The 22,744-nt window shown below is 61.0% G+C and carries 22 protein-coding genes; 14 read left to right on the forward strand and 8 right to left on the reverse strand.

The window, feature by feature from the left end:
• Nucleotides 1-10: 10 nt before the first annotated feature.
• From LDO41_RS14995 to LDO41_RS15010, 4 genes are all read left to right on the forward strand, one after another.
• Entirely contained in the window at nucleotides 11-754 is a 744-nt protein-coding gene (locus LDO41_RS14995; protein WP_377741501.1) for a hypothetical protein, read from the forward strand.
• A gap of 31 nt (nucleotides 755-785) precedes the next feature.
• Nucleotides 786-1,313 carry a GbsR/MarR family transcriptional regulator gene (locus LDO41_RS15000; RefSeq protein WP_223989456.1) on the forward strand — a complete coding sequence of 176 codons (528 nt, stop codon included), beginning with the start codon at nucleotides 786-788 and terminating at the stop codon, nucleotides 1,311-1,313.
• Between the two features lie 86 nt (nucleotides 1,314-1,399).
• Nucleotides 1,400-2,725 (forward strand): SDR family oxidoreductase, encoded by a 1,326-nt coding sequence (locus LDO41_RS15005; protein WP_223989458.1) that lies wholly within the window; start codon nucleotides 1,400-1,402, stop codon nucleotides 2,723-2,725.
• On the forward strand, nucleotides 2,698-3,165 hold the full coding sequence (locus tag LDO41_RS15010; protein WP_223989646.1) for a DUF2269 family protein: 468 nt from the start codon (nucleotides 2,698-2,700) through the stop codon (nucleotides 3,163-3,165). Before LDO41_RS15005 ends, LDO41_RS15010 begins: the two co-directional genes overlap by 28 nt.
• Nucleotides 3,166-3,191: 26 nt before the next feature.
• On the opposite strand, the gene LDO41_RS15015 is transcribed toward LDO41_RS15010, so the two are convergent.
• Nucleotides 3,192-3,734: a VOC family protein gene (locus tag LDO41_RS15015; protein ID WP_223989461.1), complete on the reverse strand. Its 543-nt coding sequence runs from the start codon at nucleotides 3,732-3,734 to the stop codon at nucleotides 3,192-3,194.
• 182 nt (nucleotides 3,735-3,916) lie between these two features.
• Here LDO41_RS15015 and dmeF point away from each other — a divergent pair, with 182 nt between their 5' ends.
• The gene (dmeF, locus tag LDO41_RS15020; protein WP_223989463.1) at nucleotides 3,917-4,876 is read left to right on the forward strand and encodes a CDF family Co(II)/Ni(II) efflux transporter DmeF; all 960 of its coding nucleotides are present in this window, start codon (nucleotides 3,917-3,919) and stop codon (nucleotides 4,874-4,876) included.
• 67 nt (nucleotides 4,877-4,943) lie between these two features.
• Here dmeF and katG read toward each other — a convergent pair whose 3' ends face one another.
• Nucleotides 4,944-7,199 (reverse strand): catalase/peroxidase HPI, encoded by a 2,256-nt coding sequence (gene katG, locus LDO41_RS15025; RefSeq protein ID WP_223989465.1) that lies wholly within the window; start codon nucleotides 7,197-7,199, stop codon nucleotides 4,944-4,946.
• A gap of 278 nt (nucleotides 7,200-7,477) precedes the next feature.
• Between katG and LDO41_RS15030 the strand changes: the two genes are divergently transcribed.
• The 3 genes from LDO41_RS15030 to LDO41_RS15040 all read left to right on the forward strand — a co-directional run bounded on the left by LDO41_RS15030 (nucleotide 7,478) and on the right by LDO41_RS15040 (nucleotide 9,684).
• The gene (locus LDO41_RS15030; protein ID WP_223989467.1) at nucleotides 7,478-7,942 is read left to right on the forward strand and encodes an aminoacyl-tRNA deacylase; all 465 of its coding nucleotides are present in this window, start codon (nucleotides 7,478-7,480) and stop codon (nucleotides 7,940-7,942) included.
• Nucleotides 7,943-8,128: 186 nt separating this feature from the next.
• On the forward strand, nucleotides 8,129-8,698 hold the full coding sequence (locus LDO41_RS15035) for a CGNR zinc finger domain-containing protein (RefSeq protein WP_223989469.1): 570 nt from the start codon (nucleotides 8,129-8,131) through the stop codon (nucleotides 8,696-8,698).
• A gap of 107 nt (nucleotides 8,699-8,805) precedes the next feature.
• A complete protein-coding gene (locus tag LDO41_RS15040) occupies nucleotides 8,806-9,684 on the forward strand; it encodes an alpha/beta fold hydrolase (RefSeq protein WP_223989471.1) in 879 nt (292 codons plus the stop codon).
• A 73-nt stretch (nucleotides 9,685-9,757) separates the two neighbouring features.
• Here LDO41_RS15040 and flgE read toward each other — a convergent pair whose 3' ends face one another.
• Both flgE and LDO41_RS15050 read right to left on the reverse strand, forming a co-directional pair.
• Nucleotides 9,758-10,993 carry a flagellar hook protein FlgE gene (gene flgE / locus LDO41_RS15045; protein ID WP_223989473.1) on the reverse strand — a complete coding sequence of 412 codons (1,236 nt, stop codon included), beginning with the start codon at nucleotides 10,991-10,993 and terminating at the stop codon, nucleotides 9,758-9,760.
• Between the two features lie 70 nt (nucleotides 10,994-11,063).
• The gene (locus tag LDO41_RS15050; RefSeq protein ID WP_223989475.1) at nucleotides 11,064-11,729 is read right to left on the reverse strand and encodes a flagellar hook assembly protein FlgD; all 666 of its coding nucleotides are present in this window, start codon (nucleotides 11,727-11,729) and stop codon (nucleotides 11,064-11,066) included.
• Nucleotides 11,730-12,092: 363 nt separating this feature from the next.
• On the opposite strand from LDO41_RS15050, the gene LDO41_RS15055 reads away from it, so the two are divergent.
• Nucleotides 12,093-13,847, forward strand: a complete 1,755-nt coding sequence (locus LDO41_RS15055; protein WP_223989648.1) for an FAD-dependent oxidoreductase — start codon at nucleotides 12,093-12,095, stop codon at nucleotides 13,845-13,847.
• Between the two features lie 73 nt (nucleotides 13,848-13,920).
• The gene (locus tag LDO41_RS15060; RefSeq protein WP_223989477.1) at nucleotides 13,921-14,826 is read left to right on the forward strand and encodes a LysR family transcriptional regulator; all 906 of its coding nucleotides are present in this window, start codon (nucleotides 13,921-13,923) and stop codon (nucleotides 14,824-14,826) included.
• A gap of 37 nt (nucleotides 14,827-14,863) precedes the next feature.
• Here LDO41_RS15060 and LDO41_RS15065 read toward each other — a convergent pair whose 3' ends face one another.
• From LDO41_RS15065 to LDO41_RS15075, 3 genes are all read right to left on the reverse strand, one after another.
• Nucleotides 14,864-15,844 (reverse strand): zinc-binding alcohol dehydrogenase family protein, encoded by a 981-nt coding sequence (locus LDO41_RS15065; protein WP_223989479.1) that lies wholly within the window; start codon nucleotides 15,842-15,844, stop codon nucleotides 14,864-14,866.
• Between the two features lie 160 nt (nucleotides 15,845-16,004).
• A complete protein-coding gene (locus LDO41_RS15070) occupies nucleotides 16,005-16,343 on the reverse strand; it encodes a winged helix-turn-helix transcriptional regulator (protein WP_223989480.1) in 339 nt (112 codons plus the stop codon).
• 160 nt (nucleotides 16,344-16,503) lie between these two features.
• Nucleotides 16,504-17,901, reverse strand: coding sequence for a mercuric reductase (locus tag LDO41_RS15075; protein ID WP_223989482.1), 1,398 nt, complete (start codon nucleotides 17,899-17,901; stop codon nucleotides 16,504-16,506).
• Between the two features lie 485 nt (nucleotides 17,902-18,386).
• On the opposite strand from LDO41_RS15075, the gene LDO41_RS15080 reads away from it, so the two are divergent.
• From LDO41_RS15080 to LDO41_RS15095, 4 genes are all read left to right on the forward strand, one after another.
• Nucleotides 18,387-19,157 carry an SDR family oxidoreductase gene (locus tag LDO41_RS15080; protein WP_223989484.1) on the forward strand — a complete coding sequence of 257 codons (771 nt, stop codon included), beginning with the start codon at nucleotides 18,387-18,389 and terminating at the stop codon, nucleotides 19,155-19,157.
• Between the two features lie 69 nt (nucleotides 19,158-19,226).
• On the forward strand, nucleotides 19,227-19,904 hold the full coding sequence (locus LDO41_RS15085) for a haloacid dehalogenase type II (protein WP_223989486.1): 678 nt from the start codon (nucleotides 19,227-19,229) through the stop codon (nucleotides 19,902-19,904).
• 224 nt (nucleotides 19,905-20,128) lie between these two features.
• A complete protein-coding gene (locus tag LDO41_RS15090) occupies nucleotides 20,129-21,223 on the forward strand; it encodes a porin (RefSeq protein WP_223989488.1) in 1,095 nt (364 codons plus the stop codon).
• A 230-nt stretch (nucleotides 21,224-21,453) separates the two neighbouring features.
• Nucleotides 21,454-21,717 carry a hypothetical protein gene (locus tag LDO41_RS15095; RefSeq protein ID WP_223989490.1) on the forward strand — a complete coding sequence of 88 codons (264 nt, stop codon included), beginning with the start codon at nucleotides 21,454-21,456 and terminating at the stop codon, nucleotides 21,715-21,717.
• Nucleotides 21,718-21,787: 70 nt separating this feature from the next.
• Here LDO41_RS15095 and LDO41_RS15100 read toward each other — a convergent pair whose 3' ends face one another.
• Nucleotides 21,788-22,738, reverse strand: coding sequence for a LysR family transcriptional regulator (locus tag LDO41_RS15100; RefSeq protein WP_223989492.1), 951 nt, complete (start codon nucleotides 22,736-22,738; stop codon nucleotides 21,788-21,790).
• Nucleotides 22,739-22,744 lie beyond the last annotated feature (6 nt).

The raw sequence follows: 22,744 nt of genomic DNA on the forward strand, positions 1-22,744 counted from the left end.
CACTCCACCGATGCGTGACGACCCCTTGTACCCATCTTCCTCCGCCCTGCCTGACGGCCTGGCCTGCCACTATTGGAGTGGCGAGACGCTGCGCAGCCGGTCCGTAAGCCAGCGCGTGATGTCGGGCGTGGTCGAAATCGCCCCGGCACCCACGCGCCTGCTGGCCGATTGGGAGCGCGAGATCGCGCAACACATGATGCTCGATCCCGGCGATGTCAGCGAACTGCCGCTCGCGCGAGCGCGTACACGCTGGCCGGAATACACGCACTGCGTGCGTGCCGCCTCCACCTGGGCCGGAGGCCTCGGACTACCGGGCTTGCTCACCGCAAGCGATATCGCGCTGATGATCTGCCGCGGCGCGCGCTACCACCATGACGGCGACTATGGCGGCATGGCGTTCTGCAACCTGTTCCTCAGCGAGGACAAAGGGCAGGACGTGCATTTCCCGTGGCTCGATCTGCGCATTCCGTTGCGGCGCGGCACCATGCTGATCTTCGATACCTGCCAGCCACACGCGGTGATCCCACGCACCGGCAGTGGCTTCGATGCCGCCGATTTCCCCGCCGGGCAAGACAACACGCAGGCATTTCTCACCTGGGAATTGCCGATCGACGATGCACGCGTCGCGCAAATGCTGCGCATCGACTTCGACGTCGATCCCGCGGGCGCGGCAACGCTCGACGAAGGCCAGTTGCAGCAGCACGGCCAACGGGTGTCGGTCCGTCCGGATTCCGGGCAGTTATTTCTCTCTTGACAGAAATAACCGAAAGAATAGAATACGACGCATGGAACTGAAACCGATCGCCGAACGTTTCGTGCTGCACTGGGGAGAGATGGGCTCGCGCTGGGGCGTGAACCGCACCGTTGCCCAGGTCCACGCGCTGCTGTATCTGGCAGGCCGCCCCATGGACGCGGAAGAGATCACCGTGACGCTCGGCGTGGCACGCTCCAACGTCAGCAACAGCCTCAAGGAGTTGCAGAGCTGGCATCTCGTCAAGGTGGTACACCTCATGGGCGAGCGGCGCGATTTCTTCGAGACGTCCACCGATGTCTGGGAACTGTTCAAGCTGATCGTGGCGGGACGGCGGCAACGAGAGATCGACCCGACGGCCGTGGCACTGCAGGAATGCCTCGACAATCCGGCGATGAGCAAGGAAGACGACGGCACGCGTCAGCGCATCGAAGAGACACTGAAGTTCATCGAGACCATGAGCACGCTGTCCGATGAGATGCTGCGCCTCAAGCCTGAGACCCTGATGAAGACGCTGGGCGTGACGGCAAAGATCAGCAAGGTGGTGCGCCGGCGCAGTTGATGGCTCGCAAGTGAAGACCGATGGAAGCGGGCACCAGACCCGCTTCTTTTTGGCCCGTTAATTTCTGTTAATACTGAAATAACTGTATGAATAGGATATCGGAAGTATCACACGCAACGCGGCGCGACGGTACGCGGCTCAGAATCCTGGTTTGCGGCGCCACGGGGACGGTGGGCAGCGCGCTCTGCGCGCATCTGTCAGCACTAGGCCATGACGTGATCCGCGGCATGCGCAAGCCGGAGTCGGCACGCGATATGGCCATGGACTTCAGCACGGACACCACGGTCGAGCACTGGCTGCCCCGCGTGCGCGGCATGCATGTGGTCATCAACGCGGTGGGTATTATCGTCGAGTCGAAGACCAACCGTTTCGACGCCCTGCATCACCTGGCGCCCGTCGCGCTGTTCCGCGCCTGCGCCGCAGCGGCTGTCGGCCGCGTCATCCAGATCTCCGCGCTAGGCGCACCCACCAGCACCACGCCCTACTTCCGCAGCAAGCATGCAGCGGACGAGGTCCTGCGCGGTCTCCCGGTACCGTGGCAGATCCTGTACCCCTCGCTGATTTATGCGGAGGACGGCGACTCCGCCACGTTGTTCCGCAATCTGGCGAGCCTCCCGGCGATTCCGGTGCCCGGCCTGGGCGATGCGCAGTTCCAGCCGGTACATATCGATGACATCGCCGCCGCCGTGGTCGCGGCAATCGATCCCGCCACACCGCCACGTCAATCGCTGGAACTGGTCGGCACCAGCCGTCTGTCGTACGCGGCGATGCTTGCCGCATATCGACGCGGCATGCAGTTCGGGCCGGCGGCGTGGATCACCATTCCCGGCGCGATGATGTCGCTGGCCGCGCGTGTGGCCGGACACATACCCGGGTCGACCCTGACCCCGGACAACTGGCGCATGCTGCAGGCCGGCAGTCATGGCGATATGACAGCGATCACTCAGTGGCTGGGACGTCCGCCACTGGCCATCGAACGATTTATTCCGCGTGCCGATGCCGACGGTCTGCGCCAACGCGCACTGGCGACATGGCGCGCACCGTTGTTGCGCGTGGTGCTGGCCATCGTCTGGCTGGCCACTGCACTGATCACGCTATTCGCGTACCCGCTCGACCGCAGCATGGCCATGCTCGAAGCCGTCGGCTTGCATGGCGCCTACGCGACCGCTGCCCTGTATGGCGCCATTGCTGTGGATGCGGCATTGGGCGTAGCCAGTCTGCTCTGGCCAGGCAAAAAGCTCTGGGCCGCGCAGGCCGCACTGATCGTCGGCTACTCGGTGATCATCGCCGCGGCGCTGCCCGAGTTCCTGTGGCATCCATTCGGTCCGCTGCTCAAGAACCTGCCGATACTCGCCATTCTCGTCATCCTCTACGCGGAGCAACCATCATGGAATACCTCGTCGTCAAGGTGATTCACATCGTCTCGTCGGTGCTGCTGGTGGGCACTGGCTTTGGCACGGCGTTCTATCTCTTCTTCGCTAATCGCTCGGGCTCGGTAGAGGCCATCGCGGTCGTGTCGCGGCTGGTGGTACGCGCCGACTGGTGGTTCACCACGCCTGCCGTGATCGTGCAGCCGCTGTCCGGCGCATACATGCTCCATATGGCCGGCTATCCGCTGAACTCGCTGTGGATCGTGGCATCGGGGCTGCTGTACGTGTTCGCGGGCGCATGCTGGCTGCCGGTGGTGTGGTACCAGATCCGCATGCACCGCATGGCCATTGCCGCGCACGCGCAGGGTGCCGCGCTGCCGGAGCAGTATTGGCACTATGCGCGGCGCTGGGAACTGCTGGGCTATCCCGCGTTCCTGGCGATGGTGGCCGTGTTCGCGCTGATGGTTATCAAGCCCATGTGAGACTGCTCGGGCAATCAGTCGGGCGATCAGTCGGGCGTGGTGGCGTGAATCGCGCGGATGACTTCGTCGGTGAAGCGTGAATCGCCTACCTGCTCCTGGCCCGTCAGACGTGCCGTGATCTCCTGGATCACGAAGGCATTGCCGTCCGGATCGCTGAACGAGATATAGGACGTATAGCTCTTGCGCTGCGGGTTGAAGCCGCTGACCTGGCACTTGCCATCGGCATGATGAAACACGCCGCTGGTGTCGTGGAATGGCTCGCTGACCTCGATCCCGCGTCGCAGCAGATCTTCGCGCGCAGCGGCAACGTCCGATACCACCAAATGCAGCGAGCGCACCGAGCCCGGTGTCGCCGTCGTGATGTTCTTGCCGAACATGACCGAGCATCCTGAGCCCGGCGGCGTGAACTGGATGACGCGGTACCCATCGTCGGCCTTGAAGTCGATATCGAGCCGCCAGCCCAGCCGGGTATAGAACTGTTTGGAGCGATCCGCGTCCGCCACGGGCAGCACAACGATCTCCAGTGCCATCTGCATGGGCGCCCCACCCGCCTTCTGTTCGTCGCTCATCGTCCCACTCCGCTGTGCCGACATTCCGCCACCGGGAATGTCGTGCGAGAAGTCTAGTGAATCCGGGCGAACAGTAAACCTGACGATCGTAGTAGTACTCCCAACTGCGCGCGCGGCTCTGATACGCTGCAAGATCACATCCGCGAGCCATCCGAGCCATCCGAGCCATCCGAGCCATCACCATGCACACACACGATCTCTCTCCCTGGACGCATCACCACGTCTTCGATGCGGGCAATCGGGCCGCCGAGCGCAGCACGCGGCTGGTCATGGTGATCACCGCCGTGACGATGTTCGTGGAAATCGCCGCCGGCCTGTGGTTCAACTCGATGGCCCTGCTGGCCGACGGTTGGCATATGAGTTCCCACGCGCTGGCCATCGGGTTGAGCGCCTTCGCGTACGCCGCCGCCCGCCGCTATGCCAACGACGCGCGTTTCTCCTTCGGCACGTGGAAGATCGAGGTGCTGGCCGGGTTCGCCAGCGCCATCGTTCTGCTCGGTATTGCGGGGCTTATGGTGTTCGGCTCCGTCGAGCGCATGATCAGCCCGCAGGCCATCCACTACAAGGAGGCCATGGTCGTCACGGTCATCGGCCTGGTGGTCAACCTCGTCTGCGCGCTTGTTCTCGGCAACGCGCACGACCATGGGCATGATCATGGCCACCATCATCATGCGCACGATCATCATGAAGGGCACGCGCATCACGACCTGAACCTGCGTTCGGCCTATGTCCACGTGCTGGCCGATGCGGCCACGTCCGTACTCGCCATCGTGGCACTGGCCGGCGGCTGGTGGCTGGGCTGGAGCTGGCTCGACCCGATCATGGGCATCGTCGGCGCGGTGCTGGTCGGCATCTGGGCTTTCGGGCTGCTGCGGCAAACCGGCGTGGTGCTGCTCGATCGCGAGATGGATCATCCCGTGGTGGGCGAAATCCGTGAAGTTCTTGAAACCTTCAACGTAGGCCCCGAAGGCACACAGGTTGCCGACCTTCATGTCTGGCGCGTAGGCAAGGACAAATTCTCCTGCGCCGTCAGCCTCGTGACCCACGACGCCACGTTGTCGGCGGCACAGGTCCGCGGCGCCCTGCGCATCCACGAGGAAATCGTCCACGTCACGGTGGAGATCCACCGCTGTGCGGACTAGCGCTAGTGATAAAAACGGCCCGTCGCGAAGGACGGGCCGCAGGGACTACCGTTGGTTTGACTGGCCGCTACTTCCGCAGATCGAAGCGATCGAGGTCCATCACCTTGGCCCACGCCGCCACGAAGTCCTTGACGAACTTGCTGGCGCCATCCGTACTCGCATAGACCTCACCCAGCGCGCGCAATTGCGCGTGCGAGCCGAACACGAGGTCAACGCGCGAACCGGTCCACTTGACGTTGCCAGTCTTGCGATCGCGCCCCTCGTACACATCGCGCGATACCGGCTTCCACTCCACGTTCATATCGAACAGATTGCGGAAGAAGTCGTTAGTCAGCGTTCCTGGCTTGTCGGTGAACACACCATGTGCATCCTTGCCGGTGTGAACATCGAGCACGCGCAGGCCGCCGATCAGCGCGGTCATCTCCGGAGCGGTCAGCGTCAGCAACTGCGCCCGGTCGATCATCATGTGTTCGGCAGGCACACGCACGCGCGGGTTGATGTAGTTGCGGAACGCGTCGGCGACCGGCTCCAGCGCGCCGACCGAATGGACATCGGTCTTGTCCTGCGACGCATCCATACGGCCCGGCGAGAATGGCACCGTCACCTTGGTACCCGCACTCTCCGCGGCTTTCTCGATACCGGCCGCGCCGCCCAGCACGATCAGATCGGCCATCGAGATCTTCTTGCCGCCAGACTGTGCGGCATTGAAGTCGCGTTGAATGCCTTCGTAGGTCCCTAGCACCTTGCCAAGCGCATCCGGTTCGTTGGCGACCCAATCCTTCTGCGGCGCCAGCCGAATGCGCGCGCCATTGGCGCCCCCCCGCTTGTCCGAACCACGGAACGTCGAGGCCGACGCCCAGGCCGTCTTCACGAGCTGCGAGACCGACAGGCCCGAAGCAAGGATCTTCTGCTTGAGTGCCGTCACATCGCTGTCATTGACCAGCGGATGATCCACAGCCGGGATCGGATCCTGCCACAGCATTTCCTCGGCCGGCACTTCCGGTCCGAGATACCGTGCGCGTGGCCCCATGTCGCGGTGCGTGAGCTTGAACCAGGCTCGCGCAAAAGCATCTGCGAACGCCGCCGGATCGTCCTTGAACCGCCGCGAGATCTTCTCGTAGATCGGATCGAAGCGCAGCGACAGATCGGTGGTCAGCATCGTCGGCTTGATCTTCTTCGACGGGTCGAACGCGTGCGGAACGGTTTCGCCAGCGCCCTTCGCCACCCACTGGTTGGCACCGGCCGGACTCTTGGTCAGCTCGTACTCGTAGCCGAACAGATTTTCGAAGAAGCCGCCGCCCCATTTGGTCGGCGTGGTGGTCCACGTGACCTCCAGCCCGCTGGTGATGGCATCCGCGCCCTTGCCGCTCTTGAACGAACTTTGCCAACCCAACCCCTGCAACTCGAGCGCCGCGCCCGCGGGTTCCGCGCCGACGTTATCGGCGGGGCCCGCGCCGTGCGTCTTGCCGAAGGTGTGGCCGCCCGCGATCAGCGCGACGGTTTCTTCGTCGTCCATCGCCATACGGGCGAATGTCTCGCGAATATCGATGGCAGCCGCCAGCGGATCGGGATTGCCCTCGGGGCCTTCCGGATTCACATAGATCAAACCCATCTGCACCGCGCCAAGCGGATTCTCGAGATGACGCCCGGGTTCGTTGCGACTGACTTCCTTCCCGTGCATGTCCTCGTCCGCCACAAGCACCGCCGCGTCGTCATACTTGCCCGCCGCGCCCTTGCCATAGCGCACGTCGCCGCCGAGCCACGTCTTCTCGTCACCCCAGTACACGTCTTCATCCGGCTCCCAGGTATCCTCGCGACCACCTGCGAACCCAAGCGTCTTGAAGCCCATCGACTCCAGCGCGACATTGCCGCTCAGGATCAGCAGGTCCGCCCACGACAGCTTTTGCCCATATTTCTGCTTGATCGGCCACAGCAAGCGCCGCGCCTTGTCCAGACTGACGTTATCCGGCCAGCTGTTGAGCGGTGCGAAGCGCTGCTGCCCGCGCCCACCGCCTCCGCGCCCGTCGCCGATGCGATAGGTGCCCGCGCTGTGCCATGCCATCCGGATAAACAATCCACCGTAGTGGCCGAAGTCCGCAGGCCACCAGTCCTGAGAGTCCGTCATAAGCGCGGTCAGGTCCTTCTTGACCGCGGCGAGGTCGAGGCTCTTGAATGCCTCGGCGTAGTTGAAATCCTTGCCCAGGGGATTGGACTTGTCGGAATGCTGGCTCAGCAGATCCAGCCGCAACTGTTTTGGCCACCAGTCCTTGTTGGTGGTGCCGCCACCGGCAGCGTGGTTGAAGGGACACTTTTCGTCAGACATGCTCTCTCCTTTGGGGGACTACCGCACGTATTCTTCTGATCTTTCGCGTCAACGCCGTCATACCTGGCCGGAGCGGCCAGACCGCCGCACACGAAATATAGTAGAGACGCCGCGTCAACAACATGTGAGCTTTGTAATCGGCCCGATAGTGCATTGCTATGAGCCCGAAAAGGATCGCATCATGCTCGGGTTAGTACCCACCGAATGGTGCGCGGCACCTGACCTATAGTGGCCATACGCAAGACAACTGCAGCGCTCAATCGCTCGGAGGTTGCGTCATGACCATGGCTATCACGCTGGCGCGGAGCCTTACCCGCAAACAGGTTCGCTTCGAAACGGTACGCCGCGCCCGCGGTCCGACTCCCATATCCGATACGTGTATTCCCGGCGATCGGCTCGCGCGGACCGTGTTGCTGGAGGACGAACGCGGCTACGTCATCGCCGTCCTGCCCTCCACGCATCGTCTGAGGTTGTCAGAGATCTGCGCGCAAAGCGGCCGCACGCTCAAACGCGTGCATGGCGATGGCGTGCGCGAAGTCTTTCGGGACTGCGCCTTCGATGCGTTGCCACCCGTTGGCATGTTGCAGGGCACACCCACCTGGGTGGATGACAGCCTGCTGCTGCACGGCGACGTCTACTTCGAGTCGGGTGACCGGGAAGAAGTCGTGCATATGACCACCGAGGAATTCGGCGCGCTGCTGGGCGATGCGCGACACGGACATTTCTCGCATCGCATGATGTAGCCGCGCTGCGCCGCAGCAAAGTAGACGCTGCAATCTCGTAACTTTCAATCAATTCGATTGATGGTTACAGAGTCCGATCGACGCTAGAATGGTGTCCTCTTCGTGGAGGACACCATGGCACCTCGCGCGCCTTCTCAGACTGACCCCGCTTCTGACGCCAACTCGCACGCCGATGACGTGCACACCATGCCACGACTGCTGGCCGATCACGTCGCGCTCGATCTGATCAATACGGTTGGCATCGTGGACGGCGAACCCACCGACTACTGGCAATCCGATGCCGATGTGATGGCATGGCTCGGCCGCGCGGGTCTGCTGCCCGAAGGCGCGCCGGCGCGGACGCCGCCAAAAGGCCTGCTCGACGGCGCGCGCGCGCTGCGCGAGCCGCTGCGCCAGGCGATAGCGCGGCACAAGGCCGGCAAGAAACTCGATCTCGCTTGGCTCAACGTGGCGCTTGCCGCGGGTGGCAGTCATCTTGCGACGCAGCTCGATGGCGACGGCAACGTCGTGATGACGCGCGTCTATACGATGGAGACCGCCGCGCATTACCTCGTGCCGCTGGCCGAGGCTATTGCCGATCTGTTCGTCCACGGTGATTTCACGCTGGTCAGGAAATGCGAGAGCGATAGCTGCATCCTCTGGTTCTACGACCGTACGCGCTCGCATCGGCGACGCTGGTGCAGCATGGCGCTTTGCGGCAATCGCCACAAGGTGGCGGCGTTTCGGCGCCGTGAGGCAGGTGATGGCGAGGTCTAGCCCCCTATGTAACCTTCTAAATTCATCTTGACAGGTTACTCAGAAAGCCTAGAATTCGTTCCCAAGCGGCGCCAATGCCGTCCACCGAACCTATTCCGGAGCCAGCCATGAGCGTGACCGCGCAACCTGATTCGCAAGTCCAGTATCGTTTCGCAGACGCCGACGGCGTGCGCGTGTTCTACCGTGAGGCCGGCGACGACGCCCTGCCGACGATGCTGCTGCTACACGGGTTCCCGACCTCGTCGCACCAGTTCCGCCATCTGATTCCTCAGCTTGCGCAACACTTCCACGTGATTGCACCAGACCTGCCCGGCTTCGGCTTTACCGAAGTGCCTGACGCCCGCAACTACCGTTATAGCTTCGATAACCTCGCCAAGACAGTCGAGGCGTTTGTCGACGCCATCGGTCTGCAACGTTATGCGATGTATGTGTTCGACTACGGCGCGCCGACCGGCCTGCGCCTGGCAGTCGCGCATCCGGAGCGCGTGACGGGCCTGGTGTCGCAGAACGGCAATGCCTATCTGGAAGGACTCGGTGACGCATGGGCTCCAATCCGCAACTACTGGGCGGACCCAAGCGCCGCCAATCGTAAGGTCGTCGCCGACGCGGTGCTGCATTTTGAAGGCACCAAGTGGCAGTACGTGCATGGCGTGGCCAACCCGGACAGCGTTGCCCCGGAGGGCTATACGCTCGACGCAGCGTTGCTCGAGCGTCCCGGCAACAAGGACATCCAGATGGATCTGTTCCTCGACTACGCGAACAACCTCAAGCTATATCCGGAGTTCCAGGCATTCTTCCGCAAGGCGCAGATTCCAACGCTGGCGATCTGGGGCAAGAACGACCCGTTCTTTATCCCGCCCGGCGCGGAAGCCTATCGGCGCGACAACCCGAACGCCGTGGTCGAGCTGCTGGATACAGGCCATTTTGCGCTGGAAACGCATGGCGAGTATATCGGCCAGCGGATCGTCGAGGTGTTGGGCCGTTGACCGCATCGTAGCCGCGACGAACAGTGCTGTCGGGGCACGACAGAATGTGCCCCGACAGCTATGACAGCGTCTATCAAATATTCACGAGCGTCTGCAGGACGGTATCCTGGGCTTTGATGGATTGCGCATTTGCCTGGTAGTTTCGCTGCGCCACAATCAAGTTCACCAGCTCGTTCGACAGGTCCACATTCGAACTCTCCACGTGGTTAGACTCGAGCGTACCCGCCGCACCGCCAGCGGCTCCCAGCAGCTCGGGGCCCGAGGCGCCGGTGGCGGACCATACATTGTTGCCTTCGGGCTTCAGGCCTTCGTCGTTGGCAAAGCGAGCCAGCGCAATAGTGCCAAGCGAACGGGTCTGCTCGTTGGAATACGACCCAAGGATGGTGCCGTCCTCCTGCACGGAGAAGCCCAGCAAGGCACCAGACGCGAAGCCATTCTGCACGATCGACTTGGGATCGTTGTCCGCACCGAACTGCGTGGTGCCGGCAAGGTTTATCGTCATGCTCATCGCGGAGGCGCCGTTGGCGGCCGGTAACGTCAGTGACGGATTGGCTGGCGTGGTGGATTGCATGATGCCGGCATTATCGAACGACAGTGTTACCGGGGTCCCGCCCACGACATTGCCGTTGGCATCCAGTACCCGCATGGTCCAGTCGGTACCGCCTCCCACCGTCGGCGCGGCGCCCGATTTCGAGAAATAGGCGGTGAGCTGTACCTTGTTGCCAAGCGAGTCATAGGTAGTGATCGGCGTGGTGTAGTTGTACATGTCTTTAGTCGGCGGCACAGCGGGCGTCGGCGGTGCGGCAGGCGTCGAAACAAATGCCGCGGGTGGTACCGTACCGCGCGAGTCCAGCTGGAACTGAGCGGTAATCTGTGAGGTAGCGCGCGGCGGCAACTGAGCGTTGCTGATGGTGATCGGTTGTGGCACGCCCGTGGTCTGGCCGGCGGGGTAGCCTGTCACCTGAAGCCCACTGGCGTTGACCAGACGACCGTCATCCAGTTTGTTCAACTGCCCATTACGGGAGTAGAACACCTGCCCCTCCGGATCAACCAGTCGGAAGAATCCGCTGCCATTGCTGATAGCCACATCGAGGTCGCGACCGGAAGCGGCGATGGTGCCGTTGTTGAAGGACTGCACGACCGAATTCACACTAACGCCCAAACCGATCTTCGAGCCAGCATAGACGTCCGAGAACTGTGCGGTCGCCGACTTGAAGCCAATCGTGTTGGCATTGGCAATGTTGTTGCCAATCACGTCCAAATTCGCCGCTGCGGCGTTCAGGCCGCTTACACCTTGACCAAAACCCATAATTTTCCCCTTTGAAGGTTGCTATGCGATATCCGTCCGCCTCATGCGAACCGATTCAAAGAATCGATCGCTACGAGATGCGACGGACGTCGTCCACATTGGCCGACGTACCATCCTCCAGATTCACAAGCACCCCGGTGCTATCGCCACTGATACCGCGGACCTTGCCGCTGACCAACGCGACGGGGCCGACATCCTTTCCGTCAGCCGTGCCGGTCACCTTGAATGCGTATTCGCCGTCTGGCACGGTGCCCCCCTGGTCGTTCTTGCCGTCCCACTCGATGTCATGCACACCAGCGGTCTGACCCTTCATGTCGATCGTCCGCACGACGCTGCCATTCTTGTCCAGCACTTGCACCTGCACGGCGTCGGCAGTACTTGGGATGTCCACGGCGATCCTGGCTGCCACACCGTCGGCCACCGCGACTTTCGAGCCTGGCACCATCACCGAGCGGCCAATCAGGCTGGCCGAGTCCATCGCTCGAGTCGCTGCCGTCTGCGCTAGCAGGGCGTTCAACGTCTCATTGACGTTCTCCAGCCCGTTGACTGTGCTGATCTGCGCCAGTTGCGAAGTCAGCTGCGAGTTGTCCATCGGATTCAGGGGATCCTGATTGTTCATCTGCGTGACGAGCATCTTCAGGAAGTCGCTCTGAATATCTTTCGCGCTCGCGCTGTTCTTCTTCAGAGTGTCGTTGATCGAGGAGTTGCTACTGTCGTTATTGACGGGTAGAGACATAGTGTTTGCGTGATGTCCTGGTTTCTCGTTATCGGCGTGACGCTACACGCCAGAGGTAACACGACAATAACCTAGTCACATGGTTTGTGACGGTTACTAAACATGTTGGCCGAAGGATAAAACCATGGGCAAACTTGCTTTCGTCGATTAGAAACCACATCGCCACTTAGCTCTTCACATCTCGACTTATCACCAAATGCTAGTGTCTCGCCCCCCCTGACGGCCAACGTCTTCACTCATCTACGGATCCAATTCAATAACCACCATAGTATTAATTGACAAGTTATATTGTCATCAGTACTCTCGGCGCGTGGACTGGCGCCTTTCGTATGCGGCGTCGGCGGATGACGGTAAATGGACGATATGCAGATCGAAGAGAGCGCCACGCTTGTCCCACACCCCTCGGTGGATCCCATCGACGGGCTTGTTGCGCCCTACTCGGTCCTGACGACTCGCCGACATCAGATGTTTCCCACACTGACGTCCGCCGAAGTGGATCGTATTCGTCCGTTTGGACGTGTGTGTGCGTGGGCCACCGGAGACTTTCTTTTCCAGATTGGCGATCCTGGTCCGGGGATGAATGTGGTCCTTACGGGGAAAGTCAAAGTGGTACAGCGCGATGGACTCGGCGGAAGCTACGTCATCAACGAGGCAGCTCCGGGGCAAACCGTCGCCGAAGTGGGACAGTTGAGCGGCAAGCCCGTTATCGTCGATTGCGTCGCGCTCGAGGACACTACGACCCTGGTGATACCGCCGGCTTGCCTGCGCGCGCTGATGGTGGCGGAAGCAGATCTTGGCGAGCGCATCATGCGCGCGATGATATTGCGGCGCGTCAACCTGATAGAACTCGGTGGCGGATTGGTGCTAGTGGGTCGGGGCACGCAACCGTTGCTGCTGGCGCTGCAGGCGTTCTTGCGGAGGAACACCTACCCGCACAAAGTGCTCGATGTGGACGCCGATCGCGAAGCCATCGGCTTGCTTGACATCAGCAATGCCCCGGAAAGCGATTTCCCGATGGTGATCTGTCCCGATGGCTCGATACTCCGCGCGCCTGACGAGGGACAACTCGCTTCGTGCCTTGGCATCGTGCCGGAGTTTCATCAAGGGCATGTGTACGATGTGATCGTCGTCGGTGCGGGCCCCGCTGGCCTGGCAACCGCCGTGTACGCGGCGTCGGAAGGTCTGTCCGTGGCTGCAATGGACTGCAAGGCGCCGGGCGGCCAGGCAGGAGCCAGTGCACGCATCGAGAACTATCTCGGCTTTCCCACCGGTATCTCGGGTCAGGCGCTTGCCGGTCGCGCCTACGTGCAGGCCCAGAAATTCGGCGCACACGTGGCCATCCCACTGGAAGTCAAGGCACTACATTGCGACGAGACGCCCATCCAGATCGAACTCCGCGACGGTCGCAAGATCCCCTCGCGCACGGTCGTGATTGCCAGCGGCGCGCAGTATCGTCGCGCGGATATCGTCGGCCTGGATAAGTACGAAGGTCGGGGCGTCTACTATTGGGCGTCGCCAGTGGAAGCCAAACTCTGCAAGGACGAGCATGTCATGCTGGTTGGCGGCGGTAACTCCGCTGGTCAGGCAGCGGTGTATCTGTCCGCCCATGCCGCTCAGGTCAATATACTGGTACGTGGGGACGGACTCAAGGCATCGATGTCGCGCTATCTCATTGACCGCCTGAAGACTTTGCCAAACGTCCATTTGTACACCCACGCGCAGATCGTCGGCATGGAGGGCGAAGGCTGGCTGGAGTCGGTGAACTACCGAGTGCGTGCCAAAGGAGAGCAGGTGCTAACCATGCCGATACGGCATGTGTTCTTGTTCATCGGCGCCGCACCGAACACCGATTGGCTACATTCTTGCAACGTACACCAAGACGACAAGGGCTTCGTTCTGACCGGAAATGCCGCGCGGCAAGCATGCCAGCAGAGCGGAGACGGCGATACCTATACGCTGCAAACCAGCGTACCCGGCGTCTTCGCGATCGGCGACGTTCGTGCCGGATCGACCAAGCGCGTTGCCGCAGCTGTTGGCGAAGGCGCAGCGGCCGTTGCGCAGATCCACAGTTACCTTGCGGAGCTCGATCGAAAAACGTCGCCCGTAGCCGTGGTTTGAGCCGCGCTGATGCCATCTCCAATGCACAGTTGCTACACTGTCCGCTCCACGTATGCGATGTCAGGGCACACCCATGGGCCGGCTTGAAGCAATAAGGATTTTCGCGAAGGTAGCGGAGACACAGAGTTTCTCCAAAACAGCGGACCTGATGGACATTCCACGCGGGTCGGTCAGCCGCACCATCCAGACGTTGGAGGAACAGCTCGACGTGCGGCTGCTCAGCCGCAGTACGCGACAGGTCAGCCTGACTGACGCGGGCAAGCTCTATTACGAGCGCTGCCAGCAGATTCTTACTGACCTCGCCGAAGTCGAGGCGCAACTGACGCAGACACGCACCGTCTCGCGAGGCACGGTACGCATCGACACGTCCGGCTCGATTGCCAGAGCCCTGGTGATACCGACACTCGAAGCGTTCTACAAGCAATATCCTGATATCGATGTACGTATTGGTATTGCGGATCGAAACATCGACCTGATTCAGGAGGGTGTGGATTTCGTGCTTCGCGCCGGCGCACTTGAGGAATCGAGCCTCGTCGCTCGCCGCGTGGCGAATGCGCGCATCACCACCTGTGCGTCCCCAACCTATCTGAAGCGCTGCGGCATACCAAAGACCGTGGCCGATCTCGAACAGCATGTCGCCGTCAATTATGCGTCCCCCCGCACGGGGCGCATCCTTCCGTTTGAATTTCTCGACAACGGTCAGACGATCGCGATCGCCATGAGGGGCAGGCTGGCCGTGAACGAAGGCTCGTCCTATATCGAAAGCGCAGTCCGCGGACTTGGCATCATTCAACCGTCGCGGTTCTATGTCGCCGAGCACATCCGTGAAGGAAGGCTCGTCGAAATCCTTCCGCACGAAGCCACCGCGTCGGTCCCGCTATCGATCGTCTATCCAAACCGCAACCACATCAATTCGGCGGTGCGGACCTTCATGGACTGGCTAACCGAATCCCTGCGCACCAACCCCGACCTCGGATAGCGCGGCCAACGCAACGCCGGCCACGCCGCCCTCGGATTCACGCGTCGTCGTGCACGACGACCATCTTACCGTTCGCCTCATTGGCTTCCATCACTCGATGCGCTTCCCGGACATCATCGAAGCGGAAAATGCGCGATGGCTTCGCCTGATAGCGTCCGGCTGCAATGTCTGCAGCAATCGCCTGCAGCGGCACATCCGATACCGGAAACTGCGGCGATCCAAACACGAAGCTGCCGAAGAAGGTCAGGTACACACCGCTCGCCATCTGCAGAAGCGGATTGAAGTCGGGAATCGGATCGAGGCCACCTAACCAACCGGCAAGGCACACTTTGCCGCCACGACGCACGATCTTCAACGAATCGAGTACGACGCTGTTTCCAACGAGATCCAGCACTGCATCGATCTGCCCCTTATCGGAAAGCTGTTCCGACAATTGCAGGTTCTCAAGCTCGCAGCGCATGACGCCGAGCTTTCGCAGCTTGTCGAACTGCGAGTCATCGATGCTCGTTGCAATGACTTTCGCTCCGGCGTTCACTGCCATATTGACCGCTGCCAGTCCGAATGATGACGTGGCGCCGCGAATGACGACAGTCTGTCCTGCCTGCAAATCGAGGTTTCGAAACAAGCATGTCCACGCCGTCGCGTACGTGATGGGAATCGCGGCAAGCTCCGCCCACGGAAGCTCCGACTCGATCGCCGCAACGTTGTGCACCGAGGCAAGCGTGTACTCCGCGTAGCTTCCGTTGATCGTCCTGCCGAGTCCGCCCATGAAAGCCGCAACCTTCGCCCCCACTGCGAACTCTCCACCCGGACACGCCTCCACGACACCCACGCATTCAATGCCGCTGACGGGCGCCGCCTCTGCCCATTCACCGCGGCGCATATGCATCTCTGCATGATTGATACCAAATGCCTTGATCTTGATCAGCACCGTACCGGGTACCGCTTGCGGCTTCGGGATGTCCTGATATTGAAGTGCATCCAGCCCGCCGAATCCGTTGAGAACAATTGCCTTCATGACGCCTCCTGAGCGACTATGTCTGAGCCTCCATCCTAGTTTTACGACGTAACTTGTCAATCGTTATTTAACAGGTTACCACGTGGAGGCGTCGCAAAGCCTTGTCAGGAATGGATTGTTGTCTCGCTCGAATCAGTGTGCTGCGACCCGGATAGACGGATCATTCCTCCATCAACTCCGACTGCGCGTCGAAATCCCGGCGCGAAGCTTCGATAGCGGGTCTGTTGTCCGACATCCATGCCTCGACCGGTTGGAGGACTTCACGCAGGGAATGCCCGAGTTCGGACAGTCCATATTCGACGCGCGGAGGCACGGACGGATAAACGGTACGCGCGATGAATCCATCGCGCTGCAGGTGCCTCAGCGTCACTACCAGCATGCGATGGGACACTCCATCGATCGTGCGGTGCAGGTCGTTGAAGCGCATGCAGCGTTCGCGTAACGCCACCAGAACGACGAACGTCCACTTGTCCCCGGTCCGCGAAAGGATCTCCCGCATATGGCGAAAATCGTCTGCATGGAGGCTGCTGGTGCGCACTGCACGGACATTGTACTGAGCTGACATAACTTATCTTTACTGCGGCAGAACTACACGCGCCACGCTGGGTTCTGGAATCCGATTGCCTGTGCGGAGACAGGCAATCGGCATCCCCGGGGGGTTAACTGGAGGACGCGGCGATACTGCCGAGGAGCGGTCCCAGTGCTTCCGCGACGGTCAGATGCGCAATCACGGCATCGCGGAGCTTCTGGTACGGCAGTCCGGCCAGCATGGCGGTCTGCATGGTTGCCATCACCTCGCCCGCCTCCGCGCCGATCATCGTGAAGCCCACGATACGGTCGTCATCCCGGGCAACCAGTACCTTCAGGAACCCTCGCGCTTCTGACGTAGCCTGTGTTCGCAGCACCCGCGCCATCGGCATCCTGGCGATGCGCACGGCAATACCCTGTTGCTGCGCGTCGCGCTCGCTCAACCCGACATGAGCCAGCGGCGGATCGGTGAACAGGCAGTAAGGCACCAACCGGTCGGCAGTGCTGCGGTCGCCGCCGGCGAGATTGTCACGGACGATCCTGAAGTCGTCGACCGACGCATGCGTGAACTGCGGAGATCCCGCGCACTCCCCAATTGCCCACACACCGGGCGCCGACGTCTCCAGGCGGTCATTCACCCGAATATAGCCACGACTATCCAGTTCCACACCCGCGTGGTCCAGCCCGATTCCCGCGGTGTTGGGAATCCGCCCAGCTGCTACCAGAAGGTCGCTCCCTTCGACGAACGTCTCGCCAGCCGGCGTACGCACGCAGACTGTCACCGCTCTGCCAGAGCGCCCAAAAACCTTGGTGACCTTCGCATCCGTCACGATGTCGATCCCTTCGATAGTGAGAATCCCGCGCATCTCCTCCGAGACGTCCGCATCCTCACGGCTCATGATCTGGGGGGACGGCTCTATCACTGTCACGGCGCTACCGAAGCGGCGGAAGGCTTGGGCCATTTCGATCCCGATGTACCCGCCGCCGAGGACGATGACCTTCGAGGGTACATAGTCGAGTTCCAGCGCCTCCACATGAGTCATGGCCTTGACCGTATCCAGACCATCGATGGCAGGCATCGCGGCACGGGTCCCCACATTGACGAACACCTTCTCTGCGCGGATCGTTCGCGCGCCGCCTTCATTGAGCGCGACCTGCACGGTCCTGGGCGCAACGAAGCGACCTGCGCCCAGGATCAGTTCGGCGCCGCTATCCCGGTACATCTGCACATGGAAGCCGACCTCGAAATCGACCATGGCCTGCTTGCGCTGCCACACTCGGGCCATATCGACCGCGACGTCTCCGGTCTGCGTGCCATACTCGCCCGCGTGCCGCGCAAGATGTGCCACACGCGCACTCCACAGCTCGTTCTTGCTAGGCAGGCACGCCACGTTCGGGCACGAGCCACCAATCCATTGACGCTCCACGACTGCTACCTTGTGCCCCGCTCTTGCCAGGTGCCATGCGAGCAGCTTGCCGCCTTGCCCGCTCCCAAGGATGAGGACCTCGTAATCTTCGACTTCAGGCATCTACAATCTCCGTGTGCAACACGCGCAGAAATGACAAACGCCATGTGCATGGCGTCCGGATCAGACAGCGAGCCGATGGGCTGCTCATGCACCAGGTAGTGCAATCGTCAGGTCTGACACGCGAGAACTTACCTCTGGTATGACGGCGTCACAAGAACGCACAAGGTCCGCACTTGGTTACCGCGATGTAAGTTTTGGAATCGTTCAAGATAACCCTGATAATATATTTTGTTGGGTTATTGCAACACAAGACGGCTTTCGCTCGAACACATGCTCGATCGTCTCATCCGCCATCGGATTATGGTCGACACGAACGAATTCACCGCACGATTTCTCGCCCGCACAACGTAGAACATCGTTGCATTTTTGAGCACAATCGCCGCACCGGTTGCGATTACATTGGGCCTGCAAGACGTGAGGTTGCGTTCCCTATCAGGTTACGCAGCTGTTCGTTACACCTGCAGCAGTCAACCAAGGAGAAGGCAATGTCGGAATCGGTAGCTATCGTGACGGGAGCAAGCTCAGGCATCGGCAAGGCGACGGCGTTGCGCCTCGCCTGCGACTTTACAAACGTGGTAATCGTGGCGCGCGCTGGCGAGCAGTTGTCCGCCGTCGCGGAGAAGATCAGGACGATCGGTAGCACGCCGCTGGCCGTGGAACTCGATCTGATGGATGCCACTGCGGGCGACATCCTCGTAAAGCGCGTGCTCGATCGTTTCGGTCGTATCGACGCACTGCTGAACATCGCGGGCGCGGTCCCCGGACTCGATATTTTCCAGATGACTGACGAGCAATGGCATGCGGGCCTGGAGCTCAAGTTTCACGGAGCACGGCGGCTGACCATCGCCGCCTGGCAGGCGCTTAAGTCGTCGAAAGGCGCGGTCGTATTTACTTCCGGTACGGCAGCGGAGATTCCGAAACCAGCCGCGGCAGCGGTGGGTTCCATCAACGCAGGTATCGAGGCGCTTGCCAAAGCCTTCGCCGAGCGGGGTATCGAGGACGGCGTTCAGGTCAACAGCGTCTCCCCGGGCGCGATCATGACCGGACGGAGGCTGGCGATGCTTGAAAAGGCAGCAGCGATCAAAGGCGTTAGCATCGAGCAGGCAAAGGAGGGGTTCCTCAGACAAGCGGGCATCGCGCGGTTTGGTGAAGCCGACGAGATCGCCGAAGTCATGGCGTTCGCCGTTTCCCCAGCTGCGCGGTGGATGACGGGCACGGTGCTTCGTGTGGATGGTGGCGAAGTGAAGTCTGTTTGAAATACGACCTGCGGCTCCCGATCGTCCTGCATCGGGAGCGCGCGCCCCCAAAGAGCAAGGGAGACTGGCATGCGCAATATCAAAGGTGTCGTGTTTGATCTGTACGGAACACTCTACGACGTACATTCGGTGGCTGAGCAATGCGAGGCGCTCGTACCCGGCCGAGGGGCCGAGATCAGCGCGCTCTGGCGGCAAAAGCAACTGGAGTACACCTGGTTGCGCAGCCTCATGAATCGGTATCGACCCTTCGAAGCTATCACGGCGGATGCGCTCCTGCACGTGTGCAAGCGACTATCGTTGCCGCTCGTCGACTCGCAGCGAGCTGAGTTGTGTGACGCGTATCTGCAACTGAAGCCGTTCAGCGACACGGCGCCTACCCTGCGGCAACTCAGCGCGCTCGGCTTGCCCATTGCCATTCTCTCCAATGGTTCGGTGCATTCGATATCCGAAGTCGTGCAGCATTCCGGCCTCGAGGCCCACTTTACGCATCTCATCAGCGTCGAGCGCGTTCAGGTTTTCAAACCCCATGGCAGCGCATACGAACTTGGAGTGGACATACTCGGTGCAAGACGCGAGGACCTCCTTTTCGTCTCATCGAATGCGTGGGACGCCTCTGGCGCGAAAGACTTCGGATACAACGTCGCGTGGGTCAATCGTGGCGGCACGGCCTTCGACGAACTTGGCGTTCGGCCAGACTTCGAGATTTCGTCGTTGATCGAGGTGCCGAGATTCGCCGCCGCGCAGTAGTCGTTGGGCCTCTCTTATCCGCATCCGCGCTTTCATCGCACCATTTCTTTCCTGCCGGGAAACTGTCTTTCCACTTTCTGAGCGTTGTGCATCCGTGTAACGCAGTGTGAGAATCCGTCGCTCGCGGCATTAAAGCGCGCGCGGACGGGGAATCTCTCGATCCATCTGCGTCGCATCGAGTAACGGAAAGTTTCGCACACGCGAAGTACGAGGATTGACGAAGTATGAGGAAGCACCTCGGCCTGGTAATGGCCATGTCTTTTTTCCCCATGGGGTCCTACGCGCAAAGCAGCGTAACGCTCTATGGAGTCGTGGATGACGGCATCGAATACATCAACCATCTGCCCAAAAGTGGCGGCGGTGGTGGTTCGATTCTCCGCGTCGCCGCAGGCAATCAATCCACATCGCGCTGGGGACTGCGCGGACGCGAGGACCTCGGGAGCGGGCTAAGCGCGGTGTTCCAGCTCGAGAATGGGTTCGATGCGGATACCGGCGTTTCCAATCAGGGGGGACGCCTGTTCGGGCGCCAGGCATACGTAGGGCTGTCGAACCGCTACGGCACCTTGAGCTTTGGTCGGCATCAGAACCTTGTCTACGACTTCTCCACGCCGTTCGATCCTCTGGCCGTCTCCACGCGTTATTCGTTGCTCACGCATGATCGCTGGATGTCGAGCCGTTCGGACAACTCGGTGAAGCTGCAGGGCCAGAGCGGATCCATCTACTATGGCTTGCTCTACAGCACAGGCTACGACTCCAGCGCCGGAGGCGAAATCCCGGGCGCCTCACGCGCCGGCAGAGAGATGAGCGGTGCACTGGGTTATACCTCGGGCCCGTTGACCGTGCGCGCCGTGTATGACGAGCTGCGGGGAAGCACCATCGCGCTCGACAAGAACACGGAACGTCGGGCGGCCATCGCCGGCATCTATTCCGTGGGCCCAGCCAAAGTCTACGCGGGATATCGGTGGTATTACGGCAACTATCAGACAAGTGAGCTGCGCACCAATCTCTATTGGCTCGGCTTGCAATACCAACTCACTTCGCACTTGTCGACGACGGCTGCGGCCTACTACACCGATGTCAAGAACACTGCCGCCGATCCATTCAGCTTTGTCTGGCAAACGTCGTATGCCTTCACAAAGCGCACTGACCTTTATACCGTAGTCGGCTATTCCTGGAATCGCCATGGTTCTAGCCTCGGTCTGGGCGGCTTCGGTCCCTCGCTCACGCGTGTGGCCAATACATTGACCACTACGTCGGAGCAGACCGTCAGCGGGCAAAGCCAACTTGGAGCGTTGATCGGCATCCGCCACCGATTCTGATTGCATGGCAGCAGGGATGACCTTGGGCCATCGCGCATCTCGGATGCCATCAGGGGTTTCCCTCCGCGTGCATATCAGGTGAGTCGATCGCGCATCATTTCGAGCGACGACATCATTCACCGCATCATGCCTCGCTCCTAGACTTCCACTTAACAGGATGGCGACATGAATCGCCAGGCCTGGCAAGAAAGTTTGTCCGCTTCGGACCACCGACCTCAAGGAGTTTCGCCATGAACGCAAAGACTATCGTTTCCGCAATTGCCCTCGCGACTGTATTTATCGCGGGCGCGGCTCAGGCCCGCATCAGCAACCGCGATGGCTATACGGAAGACGGAAAGAGCGCGCGGGCCGCCGCCCCATACCAGGATGGCGCGCGTTTCGACGCGAATTGCCCTCGCAGCCCCTTCCTTGATGGCGCACGCGCCGTAGAGTCATACGAGGGCGGGTCACGCCTTGGCGATCGCTGGGCGTACCGCGAGATTGAAAGGACGTGATACAGGCCGCCCCGGAAATTGCTTCGCTACGGGGTGGCGATATCTCGGGGCAGGCATGGGCGCGCGGCAGTCAATAGCCTTCACGCGGCTCGCTGGTAGCGTAGCGCAAAGCCATGCGTTGTCCAGGAAGGCTTTCCATGCTTTCGAACAAGGTATCGATGAACGTCCGTACCCGGCTGGCGAGATGTTTGGCCGCGGCATAAATCACCCACACGGAGGGACCTGGGGCTTGATAATCCGCGAGGATTTCCACGAGAGAGCCATCCGTGAGATAGGGAAGGACGACATAGTCGGGCGCCTGGGCAATGCCGACACCCTGAGCGGCGGCGTCGAGCAGTGCTTCGCCATTGTCGATCAACATGTTGCCCTTGATCAATGGATGTTCCGACACCTCCTCGCCATGCTGAAACAGCCATGTTGCGTGCGAGCGCCGTCCTGGCCGTAGCGACATCAGGCAGTTGTGCGCCACCAGATCCTCCGGCCGCATTGGCGTCCCCCATTCGTCCAGATAGCCAGGCCCCGCCGCGGTGACAATGCGAGATTCGTGTAGCTTCCTGGCGATGAAACGTCTGTTGGGCGGCTCGCCTATCACGACCGCAACATCGAAACCTTCGTCGCTCTCTTCAATGATGCGGTCCGACATTCGAGTCGAGATCACGAGATCCGGGAACTGTTTCGCGATGGCATTCAGTATTGGCATGATCCAGAACTTGCCATAACACTCTGGCAATACCACACGCAATCGGCCGCTAGGTGTCACCTTCGTGGTGGCAAGTTCGTTCCTGGCATCGTCAAGCGCAAGCAAGATCTGTTTGCACCGTCGATAGAATGTCATGCCGTCCGGCGTAGGCCCAACATTGCGCGTCGTCCGCTCCAGCAGCTTGACGCCAAGTTCATTCTCTAGCCTCGCGATCGATTTGCTAACCGATGACGTCGACAGTCCCAATGCCGTCGCACATTTCGTGAAGCTATTCAGTTCGACCGTCTTTACAAAGACCCCAATCAGCCCGAACTGTTCCATCTGCCA

Origin of the sequence: Cupriavidus pampae (genome assembly GCF_914271485.1) — a bacterium.
In the GTDB taxonomy this organism is placed as follows: domain Bacteria; phylum Pseudomonadota; class Gammaproteobacteria; order Burkholderiales; family Burkholderiaceae; genus Cupriavidus; species Cupriavidus pampae.